Raw genomic sequence first — 11,058 nt, forward strand, 5'->3', positions numbered from 1 at the left:
ATCTATCAAAGCCTCTATGTCCAGAGCCGCGGTTACGTCGGAGAGCGACTGCACCGGCACCTGCGACGGGGCCGATCCACCAGGAAACCACGAGGAAAACATCTGAATGCGCCGGGCAAGATTCGCGACAAAGTGATGCTGAGCGAACGCCCCAAAGAGGCCAACGACCGGAAGGTCGCCGGCCATTGGGAGGGCGACCTGATCATCGGATCCGCGTCAGGATCGGCGATCGCGACCCTCGTTGAACGCACGACTCGGTTCGTCGTCTTGGTGCACCTGCCCAACGGCCACAGCTCCGCCGCACTCCACGACGGCCTCATCGACGCCCTGGACGCCCTGCCCGTGCCGTTGCGGCGCTCGTTGACGTGGGATCAGGGAACCGAGCTGGCCCGGCACGTGGAGATCACCAAAGCCACCGGCGTTCCGATCTACTTCTGCGATCCAGCCTCGCCCTGGCAACGCGGCTCGAACGAGAACACCAACGGGCTACTGCGTCAGTACTTCCCGAAAGGCACCGATCTGAACGCCCACAGCGCTCAACGCCTCCTCGAAGTCGCCACTGAACTCAACCAGCGGCCCCGCAAAACCCTCAAACGCAGCACCCCGGCTGACCTGCTCAGCGAGCTAGTCTCAAGGAAGGAAATAGCCCCTGTTGCTTCCACCGTTTGAAATCGCCCTTCCGTATAGCCGCGAAACCGCATCGCTGCCGTACCGACGGGATCTTTCGGCTGTGGTCCGAGCACTGCAATGCGACGTCGGCCCAGTCCGATGAGGTGGCTCGTCGTCGCCGCCACGGCCGCAGCATTCGAAAGTGTGACATGATCCGCGGGGCTATTTTCGATGCGGTCGCCAATCACAACAATAGGAAAGTCGACATCGAGGCCCGCCACATCCCCTGGTCCGAAGGCGAACGGGTTGAAGATGAGCCCGTCGATGGAGTGGCGGCGCATCGCCGCTATCGTGCCCATCTCATTTCCGTTAGAAGTCGTCTGTTCGATAAGTACCGTGTAGCCGCGCGGATTCGCGGCACGAATGACAGCGTCCGCAAGTTCGGCGAAGTACGCCTGGCTCAACTCAGGAACCGCAAGCCCGATCACCCGCGTCCGCCCGGATCGCAGGTTCCTCGCCGATACGTTTATCTCATAGTCCAGCTCCCGGACAGCGACCATGACCCGTTCCCTCATCCGGCTCGAGACGTGCGCGTAACCAGACAAAACATTCGAAACGGTCTTCACTGAGACCCCTGCAAGCGTGGCAACATCCTGCATCGTGGCGGGCGAACCATTCAAACGAACCATGTCAACTCGCTGTCCTATCGTCTTGCAGAGGAGTCCAGCGCAAATCCCTTTGGAGTGCTTTCGAAACACCCACACATCCGGCAGGTGGACCACGCGCCATTCGCCAAAAGTCGAATGGCAATGTCCCCTGTTTGGTTCGAGTAGTCCGTCGAGTGCGCCAGGCGTGGTTTCGGGGCTTGGAATGCCTCTAGTATCCCTCAGGAAATGGATGCCTCTTGTTGCTGTGTTCTCAAAGACGTTGAATAGAAACGGAATCGCGTAAGTCTTGGGGCGTCCTGGCATTGCAGCGACCCTGGTGCACCGCGCATGCCAAGACCATCGAGCCATCCTGACACCTGCCCTCGATGCAACGGCGACGTGGTGGAGTTTAGGTTCAACGTGTAGCTCGCGCCGTGCCGGGTGCCGGGTGCCGGTTGCTGTTCCCGTTCCGGACAACTGTGGGCATGGCACGGGCCACACGGGTCCGCACGGGCAACAGTTGAACTGATCTCGCGGACGCCTCTGGCGCCGAGACCGTTACATCGCTACATCGCTACATCGCTGCATGGCTGTAAGGGATAGGGTCGGCAAGCATCGGGATCGCATGCGGGAGCAGGGTTTCCGTCTGGTTCAGGTGTGGGTGCCGGACGTGCGCTCTGAGCGCTTCGCAGCTGAAGCGCATCGACAGTCGGTCGCCGTGGCATCCGCTGACCGTGGCGGAGCGGTAGTGAGCGGCCTTGGCGACGAACGTCGCGTGCTTCACCTGGGTTTGTCGTCGCTCGAGTAGCTCGGCGACGGAGCGGTAATCAATTTCTCAGTCGAAATGTACGCAAATGTGTTACGTTTCTTTCGGATGGGGAGTAGTTATGAGCAGCGTGGGGGCATTGAGTCAACAGACATACGTAGGCGATGATCTGGTTGGTGTCGCCCGAGTGCATGATTTTCTTGCGGCGCATGAGGCTGCCGGTCGAGAGGCTCCGGTCCCGCGTTATTTCCTGGCCGGTGCCGCAACGGGTGACCAGGTGGAGATTCCAGAGGAGATCCATAGGGTTCTTCTGCAGGTAATTGACTCCATGCAGCGGGGGCTTGCTGTGAGTATTTTGCCGCAGTCGAAGACGCTCACCACTCAGCAGGCGGCGGATCTTCTTGGGATTAGCAGGCCAACGCTTGTGAAGCTCCTTGATAAGCAGAAGCTTCCCTTTGAGCGTGTTGGTACCCATCGGAGAGTGCTCCTGGTCGATGTAATGGCTTTTCGGGACCGACGTCGCCAAGAACAATATGACGCTCTCGAGGAGATGCGGTCGACTCTTGATGATGAGACTCCTGTTGAGGAGATCTTGGAGCGGGCGCGCCAGACTCGGCGTGCCTTGGGCGCTCAGCGGCGGGCGAGGGCTGGGGAGCTGACAGACCAGGCGGGTGTTTACCGCCCTCTTAGATAGCTGCGTGCTGTGGCCCAGCACTCTTCGGGACTTCCTGCTTTCCCTGGCAATTGAGCAGGCGTATACCCCTGCGTGGAGTAGCGCAGTGTTGGACGAGGTCGAGCGGAATGAGGCTGTGAAGCTTATTGAGCGCGGACCTGAGCTGAGCGATGGTGAAGCAGCGCAGCGCGCTCATCGGCGGCGTCGGGGTCACCGTAGGGGAAGCGGGTGGAGTAGCAACGGTAGCCCTCAGCGGCCCCACTGGCGAGGGCGACCCACCAGTCCGCAGCCATCCGCTCGCTTGCGAACTGGCGCTGCCCGGGCTCACCGGGCCTGGCGGTAAATGCGCTCGATGATCCGGACCACGAGCAGTGAGTCTTTCGGATCCGTGGGTGCGAGCGCCCCGCGCAGCAGCGCATCGTCCGAGCATGCCTCAGGCCGACTCATGCTTGATGCTGAACCCCGCATCAGTTGGTCAGGCCTGGCGTCGGAGGGCGAGGATCGCTCCGCCGAGGGAGGCCAGGCACCAGGCGCCGAGCACGACCATCGACTTGAGCGGCAGGGAGAAGTCGTTCGAGGCGAGTCCGGCCCGGATGAGTTGGGCCATGGGCTCGATGGGGAGGAACTCGTGCACGGTGGCGAGCCAGGCCGGCAGTCGGTCGGCAGGATAGCTGACGGGAGAGAAGAGCATGACGATGAAGATCAGCATCTGGGTCATCAGGGTGGACACCGCCGGTGGCAGCAGGGTCGCCATCGCATACCCGACAGATGCCGCGGTGATCGACACGAGAATCGCAGCGCCTACAACCCACGGTGCTGGAGAGAGCGCGATGTTGAAGCGAAGCGCTCCGGCAATGACTCCGAGGACCATTCCCGGGAGCGCGATGAGGGTCCAGACGAGTAGGTCGCTGCATAGGAACGCGCTGCGCGGCACGGGTAGAGTGCGCATCCAGTCGAAGCTCCCCTCGGTTTTGGACTGCGCGACGACCTGCGGGGTCATCACGAGACCGACCGTAATCAGGGTGACGGTCGGGGCGCCGGTCGCGAGGTAGAGCGCGATCTCAGGAGAGGGGTCGCCGACGAGGAGCCCGTATCCGATCACGGTAGCGATCGCCATGAAGACTTGCACGACGACCAGAAGCGGGAGGAACTGGGCCTGGCGGCGGAATTGCCATTGGGCAAGGAGGAGGGTCTGGGTGAGGGCGGTCATGCGCGCTGCCCTGTTGTGGCGTGGGTCGTGGTGTCGTGCTCGGTCGGGGTGTCGGGCCGGGTATCGGATGCTTCGGCAGATTCGCGTCCCGTCGCGTTGGGGGAATCAGTGGCATGGTCCGTGCCGACGAGTTGGATGTAGACGTCTTCGAGCGAAGCGGGCGTGAGTGCGTATCGTTCGATGCCTCCGCTGTGGACGTGGGCTTGTGCCCACTGCACGAAGTCGACGGCGTGATCGGGCCTGACGGTTCCCGTGACGTGAAGATTCTCGCGCTGACTGCCCAGAGTGTTGGCCAGGGAGATGATGGAGGGCCAGGCGGGCGGCTGTCCTGGGGCGAGGTGGATTTCCACGGTGAGGGCACCATGGAGCGGCTCGGTAAGCCCGGCAGGGGTGCCCGCGGCGATGACGCGCCCGTGGTCGAGGACGACAAGGTGGTCGACGACGCGCTCGGCTTCTCGAACGTTGTGTGTGACTAGGAGTAACGCCGATCCGTTGGCGGCAAGTTCGCGGATCTGATCCCAGAGCAAGCGGCGCCGCACGGGATCGACGTCGTTGGTGGGCTCGTCCAGCACCACAAGACGGCCCGGCACGACGGCGGTCATCGCGAAGGAGGTCAAGCGGGCGATCCCGCCCGAGACCTTCTGAGCGGGGGTGTCCGCCCAGGGGCCCAGTTCCAGCGCGTCGAGCAGGTGTTCGGTGCGCCTCGTCGCGTCGGCGCAAGAGGCACCCCTGATCCGACCGACCAGCTCGATCGCCCGGCGTGGCGTCAGACCGGTGATCGGGACGTTCGCCTGCGCCTGGATCGACACGAGCCGACGTGCCAGGTGGGGGCGCGCGGCGGCGTCTATTCCTTCGACACGGATGCTTCCCGCGTCTGGCTTGACCAGACCGACCACCTGGTTGACCAGGGTGGTCTTGCCGGCGCCATTGTGGCCCAACAGGCCCACTACGGATCCGGGCGCGACGTCGAAGGATATCCCGTCGTTGGCTTGTACCCCCGCTCTACCCCGATATCGCTTGCTGAGTCCGTGAATGCTGAGCGTACTGGCCGGTGCCATAAGATCCCCTCTAAACAATACCGTTTGGTATATTCATGACCGTATCACCAGTCGGATGAGTATGTGAACGGCATCGCCATTGGTCATCTGACACTCACATACCAGTCGGTATCTAACTGGTAAGCTGTGGTCATGAAACCAGAAAGTCATAGCGGCGGCTCTGCGGAAGCCTCCGGGGACTCGGTCGCATCCGCTACTCGGGCACTCGTGGATGCCACCACCGCCCTGTCGCGGCTACTGGGTAAGCAGGTAGCGGTGGTCAACGACGAGGTCGGCGTAGCTATCGCGGCGGGACTGCGCGATGCGGCGCGCGGCCTGAACGACGCTTCCGAGAACATCTCCAACTTCCGGGGACCCCAGGCGGCGCGGGGCGGCCAAGGTCGCCGGGAGCGAGTCGACCGCACACGGGCTGACCTGCTCGATGCGGCCGCCCAGGTGTTTTCCGCTCGGGGATTTGAAGGTGCCTCCGTTGGGGACGTTGCCGCGGCCGCCGGCTATACCAAAGGCGCGATTTACTCCCACTTCGGCTCGAAGAGCAAGCTCTTCCTTAGTCTCGCCCGCGAGCGGGTGCTGTGCCCTGGCACGCACGGCGACGCCGACGACTCCGGCACCCCGTGTCAGGCGGCTGACTCGCAAACTGACCTGATCGCTGACGGGCCAGACCTGTTCGATGAGACTTCAAGCCGGTTCGCAGCATCTGCCGACGACCCCGAAACGCTGCTCGCCCTCGAGGTCCTCGCCTATGCCGTGCGGCATCCGGAGGCACGCCCCGAACTGGCTGACTTGTTCGAAGTCGCGATCGACGGCCTCGCCACCCGAGTCCGGGACGATCGACTCCGACACGAGAGCCAAGAAAAGGAAAACGCGAACACCGGCCACGTCTCGTCAGTACCCCCGGCGCCTCCGACGGAGAACGACTACGATGCCGCACTCGGCGTGCTTGCCGTCGCAAACATCACCTCTATGCTGTCGACCATCTCCCCGTCCCCCCGCCTCTCGGCCCCCGCCGGACTCCGCGTCATCGCCCAACTCCTCCACCGATAGGAGAGTTCGCGACCTCGCCTTCAGAAAGGCCAGAGCATCCCCGCGGCCTGCTCCACCTCGCTGGACTGCTTGGCATGAGTGTGAGCCGCGCACAACCAATCAGCTCGCCGGGATCGCTGCGCTCCGCCCAGCTCGCCCACTGGGAAGTTATCTGGGCCGATTAGGCCACCACAACCGCTTCTGGGTATCGCATAACTAACGGTGAGTACTGCAATTCAGACAAAAGGTTATGCGACGTAGTTATGAGACTCGCCGCCCTCACGTGTGAGCCGCAGAGATAAGTGGCCCGATTCCGGCGCCGCTTAGTGGCCGATGAGTAGTGCTTGGCGGGCGGCGTCGACAACTTCCGGGGTGAGCCCGTCGAGCTTGTTGAGCTTCTGGATTCGTTCGATCTGCGTGACGAGGCGGTCGACGAGGCGGAAGTTCCCACCGGTCATTCGGATAATTGTGGCGATGGCGGTGGCGTGGCCGATGCCGCCATCATCTGCCACATTTCCTGCCGGGAGGCGGTTGCTGAGCACGGCGGTGAGTTCGTCGGGGGTGAGTGGTTTGTATTCGTGTGCGAATCCGATGCGGCTGTAGAGCTGCGGGTAGCGGGCGAAGCGTTTCTCGATGCCGGGCATGCCGATCAGGATGACGCCCATGTTGTGTCGGTCGAAGTAGTCGCGAACTTGCTCGAGGCCCGTTGTTTTCAGGCGGTCGGCTTCGTCGATTATGAGCAGTTCGGTGCGCCCACTGGAGCGGGACTCGGTATAGATGTAAGGGTCCACGAGGCCGTGCTCGTGGTAATCGATACCACCAGCACTTCACCCCGCGGCGTGCCCGCTCGATCTGGTCGAAACGAAATGTAGACCTCGTCGACGGCCTGACCACGGCCGGCAGGATGCGTGAGCGTGGTCGGGCTGAGATTGAGCGGGCACGCGCTGATGGCCGGTGGGCCCGCGCCTACGCCGGCGCGGCGGCCATGACTGTCCCAGACGATTTCCTCTCGGCGCTGAAAAGCGCGGAGGGAGCAGAACCTGCGTTTTTTGCTCTGCCCGCATCCGCGCGGTACCCGATTTTGCTCGACATCACCACGGCGAGCAGCGACGCACTTCGAGCCACCCGCATCACCCGCCACGTCGGCCGGATTGTCGCGCCGGCTCCCTGACGAACCTGACGCTTTGACCTCAAGGACTTCGACGACGCTCAAGGCTGGAAGCCGTCGCAAGCGGACGAGGCGCCGTGAGCGCGGCGAACTCGCGGAGCAAGTCTCGGAAAACATTAGATTTGTGAGACAGGATGGTGCTCCCTGACCTGACCTGACCTGACCTGACCTGACCTGACCTGACCTGACCTGACCTGACCTGACCTGACCTAACCTGACCTGTGCCTGGACTTAGCGCAGTCGTCGGTGCGTGGATTTTGAAAAGCTGCTCTCGCTCGGGACTTTGAGGATCGGCCGAGAAACCATCTACGACTACCTTCGTGCTCATAATGGATGCATTGATTTTTAATGCATGCAATAATACTTCAATGAGTATCTACACGGAGCTACATCGCATGGTGGTCTCGGGTGATCTGGACTCGCGGAAACGAACAACCGAGTCCGAGCTTGCGACACGACTGGGCACGAGCCGCACCCCGGTCAGGGAAGCCCTACAGCGCCTCGAAGGCGACGGTTTGGTCTTGGCCGAGGGGCGCGGGGTCAGAGTCAGGACCATGCCCATTGATGAATTGGTGGACCTGTTTACCGCTCGGGCCGGCCTGGAGGGCTGGGCCGTTTTCCAGGCGGCAACGAGAGTGCAGGCGGGGGCCGTCCCGCCGGCACACCTCGCAGAGCTTGACGCGTTGGCCGACCTCACCGATGCGTGCACGCGTGCAGGCGACCTCGAACGAGCTGCGGAAGCTAACCGAACGTTTCATGAACGCACTGCTGGCTTGTCGGAAAACTGTGCTGTGATCGCGACACTGAGTCAGTGGTGGGACCGCACCGTTGTCAGCACTCGTCATACCATTCGCACTCCGCAGCGAGTCGATGAAGTCGACCATGAACACCGTCTCATCCTCAACGCTCTCCGCCAGGGGGATGCGAATATGGCACGCGATGCGGCCCAGTCACACATCCTCGCCACACGAGACGCGCTCATCACAATCAACGAAGGAAACCAGCCATGACCGACCACACCTACGCAATCGAACTTGCGTGGACCGGTAACACAGGCCAAGGAACAAAAAACATCCGTTCCTACTCCCGTGACCACGACATCGCCGGCGACGGGCTTCCGTCCATCGCCGCGTCCTCTGATCCAGCATTTCGGGGCGATCCGTCTAGGTGGAATCCCGAGCAGCTCTACGTCGCTTCGATCGCACAGTGCCACATGCTGTGGTATCTCGGCCTTGCCGCGAAATCTGGCGTCACTGTCGTCGGCTACGAAGACCGGCCGACCGGCCTCATGATCGAGGAAGCGAACGGCGCGGGGCAGTTCGACAACGTCACTCTTCACCCGATCGTCACCATCACTGCTGACAGCGATGCCGACGTAGCGGAAGAGCTGCATCATCGGGTCGCGGACTATTGCTTCATCGCGAGATCCGTCCAAACGCCGATTCGTTACGCCGTCACCATTAGCAAGAGTGACAGTTAGCGGCGTGAGAAAGCCGCCACTTATCGCTGTGATTCACACGACCGCATTGCTGGGGCAGGAATTTGTCTCGATAGGGGTCCGGCTTGCGGGCATTGTCGGGACGCCAACATCACGATGTGTCTGATTATGTGTGAGCGACCTTCGGTCCACGGATTTGACCCTGCACTATGGTGCAGGGTCAACAGTGGGGGAATGACTTCCTCGGCTGTTCGAAACACTGTCCGCATATCCGCTTTCTACGATCTGATTGTCACTGCTGGCTTCGCATTGCCGTTCACAGCACCAGCTCTCTTCGAAGGATTCGGAGCGCTTCAGGTAGCCCTTAGGCTCCCTGGTTCAGTGCCCGATGCGGGCGATGTGTTTACCCTGATGTTCGCCAACTTGATGGGATCGCTGGTGGTGGTGTGGTCGGTGTTCAGGCTTGCGCGCCCATCGAGGGCAGCAGGCGCCGCGGACACTGCAGCAAGGTTCCTTTTCTCGCTCGGGATGGCGGCAGCCCTGATTCACGGCGCGTCGCCGCTCGTGCTTGGCATGCTCATCCTCGAGGTGGTGTGGGCTATCGTGCAGGGAGCTGTCATGGCCTCCGCCCGCCGTCCAGTAGTGGCTTAGAGTCGGCTTGTGCTAATAGCAGAACTAGCCCTGCGAGCCGGGGTTAAAATATCTACGGTTAGGTTCTACGAGCGAACAGGTGTCCTCGCGAAGCCAGAGCGGACAAACAGTGGATACCGCGACTATCGCGACTCCGATGTCCGCCGAATGCGCTTTCTTCGTCGCGGCCAGGAACTTGGTTTCACTTTGGCCGAGTTGCACGAATTCGACCGCTTCTCACAGACAGTACGTGCCGGGAGCGTGACGGCTGGCGACGTCGCGGAGGTTGCTGCGCAAAAGCTCCGCGAGATCGATGAAAAGATCGCTGACCTCCAGCGCACGAGCCTCGCCATCAAGGGACTTCTTGAAGTGCAGTGCGTTGATGCATCAGTGCCTTGCCCAATTGTCAGCGCCCTCGCCGGCCAACAGGGAGACTCCCGCACTAGCGCGCATGAGTGAGAGTGACAGTGCCCGTTGAGCGATCCCCGTGCGTGGCCTTGACCCCGGAGAGTGGACACGGGTTAAGCGGCGAGTTGGATTTCTGCGGCCTGTGACGAGTATTGCATCTCGAACTCTACTGGGGTGACCTGCCCGATCGAGGAGTGGCGCCGGCGGCGGTTGTAGCGGTCCTCGATCCAGTCCGCGACGCCTTGGATCGCGCGGGCCCGGGTGGGCCAAACCCGGCGGTAGTAGAACTCGGTTTTCAATGTCGCGAAGAAGCTCTCGGCCATGGCGTTGTCCCAGCAGATCCCGGTGTAGCCCATCGACCGGGTGATGCCGTTCGTGGCCGCGAACAGAGTGATCTGTTCCGACGCGTATTGGGTGCCACGGTCACTGTGGAAGATCACCGTCGCCGGGCGGTCTCCGCGCAGCACCATGGCCATCGTGAGGGCGTCCTGGATGAGGTCGGTGCGCATGTGGTCCGCGATAGCCCAACCGATCACACGGCGGCTGTGAGCGTCGATGACGGTCGCCAAATACACCCACCCCTCCCACGTCCTCAGATAGGTGATATCGCCGACCCAGACCTGGTTCAGCGCCCCGGTATCCCACTGCCGTTCCACAGCATCGACCGGGTAGGCGTCAGCGTGATCGATGATGGTGGTCGTCTTCCACTTCTTCGGGCAAATGCCCACCAAACCCAGGCGCCGCATGGTCGCGGCGACGGTTTTGCGGGAGATGACCTCCCCGTCCGCTCGGAGATCGGCCAGGATCCTGGGGGCGCCGTAGACCTCGTCGGAATCGCCGTGAAAGAAAGCGACTTTCTGCTCGATGTGCACCCGCCGGATCGCCGCCGGCGACGGCACCCGGCCGGGCCAGGCGTAGTAGCCCGACCGGGACACCTCGAGAAGACGGACCATGCGGGTGATGGTGAAGTTGGTCTTCTCCGCCAGCATCAGTTCGAACGCTTGCCGTTCGTATCCGATGCTTCCTGGGCGAAGAAGATGGACGCTTTTTTCAAGAACGCCCTGTCCATCTTGAGGTCCGCGTTCTCTTTCCGTAGCCGCAGCAGCTCGGCCCGCTCAGACTCCGTCACTTCGGTTTGTGCGGTCTCGTTGCGGGCCTTGAACGCGCTCACCCAGCGGCCCAGCGTGGCCTCGTTGATCCCGAGCTCGCGCGCGACGGTCGCGACCGCTCTGCCGGTAGTCAAAACCAGCTTCACGGCCTCGTCTTTGTACTCAGGAGTGAACTCCCGACGTGATCTTGCCATAGTGAACATTCTCTCTTGTGAGGTGTCCACCCCCAGGGGTCAGGGCCACTTCGCGCAGCCGGGCTGGGCGCCGGTGGCCTCGAAAAAGCCCCGGCTTCCCTGCACCTGGGGGAGGCGAGGAATGT

The 11,058-nt window shown here is 62.2% G+C and carries 13 protein-coding genes and 2 pseudogenes; 9 read left to right on the plus strand and 6 right to left on the minus strand.

The annotated features are described in order from the left end of the window. Positions 1-669 (plus strand): IS30 family transposase (locus QN350_RS17240; protein ID WP_323516957.1); only part of this gene is annotated, 669 nt, incomplete at its 5' end. Positions 670-740: 71 nt separating this feature from the next. On the opposite strand, the pseudogene QN350_RS20050 reads toward QN350_RS17240, so the two are convergent. Continuing rightward, positions 741-1,625: pseudogene (locus QN350_RS20050) on the minus strand (LacI family DNA-binding transcriptional regulator); the annotation flags it as partial. A 217-nt stretch (positions 1,626-1,842) separates the two neighbouring features. Here QN350_RS20050 and QN350_RS17250 point away from each other — a divergent pair. Next, positions 1,843-2,064: an antitoxin MazE family protein gene (locus QN350_RS17250; RefSeq protein WP_323503738.1), complete on the plus strand. Its 222-nt coding sequence runs from the start codon at positions 1,843-1,845 to the stop codon at positions 2,062-2,064. A gap of 19 nt (positions 2,065-2,083) precedes the next feature. Here the strand turns inward: QN350_RS17250 and QN350_RS17255 are convergent, their stop codons facing one another. After that, positions 2,084-2,497, minus strand: coding sequence for a hypothetical protein (locus QN350_RS17255; protein WP_323503741.1), 414 nt, complete (start codon positions 2,495-2,497; stop codon positions 2,084-2,086). On the opposite strand from QN350_RS17255, the gene QN350_RS17260 reads away from it, so the two are divergent. Next, positions 2,447-2,716, plus strand: coding sequence for a hypothetical protein (locus tag QN350_RS17260; protein ID WP_323503740.1), 270 nt, complete (start codon positions 2,447-2,449; stop codon positions 2,714-2,716). The two genes, QN350_RS17255 and QN350_RS17260, sit on opposite strands and share 51 nt — an antisense overlap. A gap of 454 nt (positions 2,717-3,170) precedes the next feature. Here QN350_RS17260 and QN350_RS17265 read toward each other — a convergent pair whose 3' ends face one another. Beyond that, positions 3,171-3,905, minus strand: coding sequence for an ABC transporter permease (locus QN350_RS17265; RefSeq protein WP_323503737.1), 735 nt, complete (start codon positions 3,903-3,905; stop codon positions 3,171-3,173). After that, complete coding sequence (locus QN350_RS17270; protein WP_323503736.1) at positions 3,902-4,963, minus strand: ABC transporter ATP-binding protein; 1,062 nt, start codon at positions 4,961-4,963, stop codon at positions 3,902-3,904. The genes QN350_RS17265 and QN350_RS17270 overlap by 4 nt, the downstream gene beginning before the upstream one ends. A 207-nt stretch (positions 4,964-5,170) precedes the next feature. Between QN350_RS17270 and QN350_RS17275 the strand changes: the two genes are divergently transcribed. Continuing rightward, entirely contained in the window at positions 5,171-6,007 is an 837-nt protein-coding gene (locus tag QN350_RS17275) for a helix-turn-helix domain-containing protein (protein ID WP_323503735.1), read from the plus strand. Positions 6,008-6,309: 302 nt separating this feature from the next. Here QN350_RS17275 and QN350_RS17280 read toward each other — a convergent pair whose 3' ends face one another. Then, positions 6,310-6,777 (minus strand): AAA family ATPase, encoded by a 468-nt coding sequence (locus QN350_RS17280; RefSeq protein ID WP_323516959.1) that lies wholly within the window; start codon positions 6,775-6,777, stop codon positions 6,310-6,312. Positions 6,778-6,971: 194 nt separating this feature from the next. Here QN350_RS17280 and QN350_RS17285 point away from each other — a divergent pair, with 194 nt between their 5' ends. The 5 genes from QN350_RS17285 to QN350_RS17305 all read left to right on the plus strand — a co-directional run bounded on the left by QN350_RS17285 (position 6,972) and on the right by QN350_RS17305 (position 9,681). Continuing rightward, positions 6,972-7,157, plus strand: coding sequence for a YdeI/OmpD-associated family protein (locus tag QN350_RS17285; RefSeq protein WP_323503759.1), 186 nt, complete (start codon positions 6,972-6,974; stop codon positions 7,155-7,157). Positions 7,158-7,522: 365 nt separating this feature from the next. Continuing rightward, positions 7,523-8,164 carry a GntR family transcriptional regulator gene (locus tag QN350_RS17290; RefSeq protein WP_323503760.1) on the plus strand — a complete coding sequence of 214 codons (642 nt, stop codon included), beginning with the start codon at positions 7,523-7,525 and terminating at the stop codon, positions 8,162-8,164. Continuing rightward, positions 8,161-8,634 carry an OsmC family protein gene (locus QN350_RS17295; RefSeq protein ID WP_322140314.1) on the plus strand — a complete coding sequence of 158 codons (474 nt, stop codon included), beginning with the start codon at positions 8,161-8,163 and terminating at the stop codon, positions 8,632-8,634. The genes QN350_RS17290 and QN350_RS17295 overlap by 4 nt, the downstream gene beginning before the upstream one ends. A 192-nt stretch (positions 8,635-8,826) precedes the next feature. Then, the gene (locus QN350_RS17300; RefSeq protein ID WP_322140313.1) at positions 8,827-9,243 is read left to right on the plus strand and encodes a hypothetical protein; all 417 of its coding nucleotides are present in this window, start codon (positions 8,827-8,829) and stop codon (positions 9,241-9,243) included. Between the two features lie 9 nt (positions 9,244-9,252). Next, the gene (locus QN350_RS17305) at positions 9,253-9,681 is read left to right on the plus strand and encodes a MerR family transcriptional regulator (protein ID WP_322140312.1); all 429 of its coding nucleotides are present in this window, start codon (positions 9,253-9,255) and stop codon (positions 9,679-9,681) included. Between the two features lie 62 nt (positions 9,682-9,743). Here QN350_RS17305 and QN350_RS17310 read toward each other — a convergent pair. Then, positions 9,744-10,942 (minus strand): annotated as a pseudogene (locus QN350_RS17310) (IS3 family transposase). Between the last annotated feature and the right edge of the window lie 116 nt (positions 10,943-11,058).

It is taken from the genome of Cryobacterium sp. 10I5 (genome assembly GCF_035019865.1).
Taxonomy (GTDB): domain Bacteria; phylum Actinomycetota; class Actinomycetes; order Actinomycetales; family Microbacteriaceae; genus Cryobacterium; species Cryobacterium breve_A.

Coding starts and splice junctions, on each gene's coding strand:
- QN350_RS17250 (WP_323503738.1), top strand. CDS start 1,843: ATGGCTGTAAGGGATAGGGTCGGCAAGCATCGGGATCGCATGCGGGAG.
- QN350_RS17255 (WP_323503741.1), bottom strand. CDS start 2,497: ATGGGTACCAACACGCTCAAAGGGAAGCTTCTGCTTATCAAGGAGCTT.
- QN350_RS17265 (WP_323503737.1), bottom strand. CDS start 3,905: ATGACCGCCCTCACCCAGACCCTCCTCCTTGCCCAATGGCAATTCCGC.
- QN350_RS17270 (WP_323503736.1), bottom strand. CDS start 4,963: ATGGCACCGGCCAGTACGCTCAGCATTCACGGACTCAGCAAGCGATAT.
- QN350_RS17285 (WP_323503759.1), top strand. CDS start 6,972: ATGACTGTCCCAGACGATTTCCTCTCGGCGCTGAAAAGCGCGGAGGGA.
- QN350_RS17290 (WP_323503760.1), top strand. CDS start 7,523: ATGAGTATCTACACGGAGCTACATCGCATGGTGGTCTCGGGTGATCTG.
- QN350_RS17295 (WP_322140314.1), top strand. CDS start 8,161: ATGACCGACCACACCTACGCAATCGAACTTGCGTGGACCGGTAACACA.
- QN350_RS17300 (WP_322140313.1), top strand. CDS start 8,827: ATGACTTCCTCGGCTGTTCGAAACACTGTCCGCATATCCGCTTTCTAC.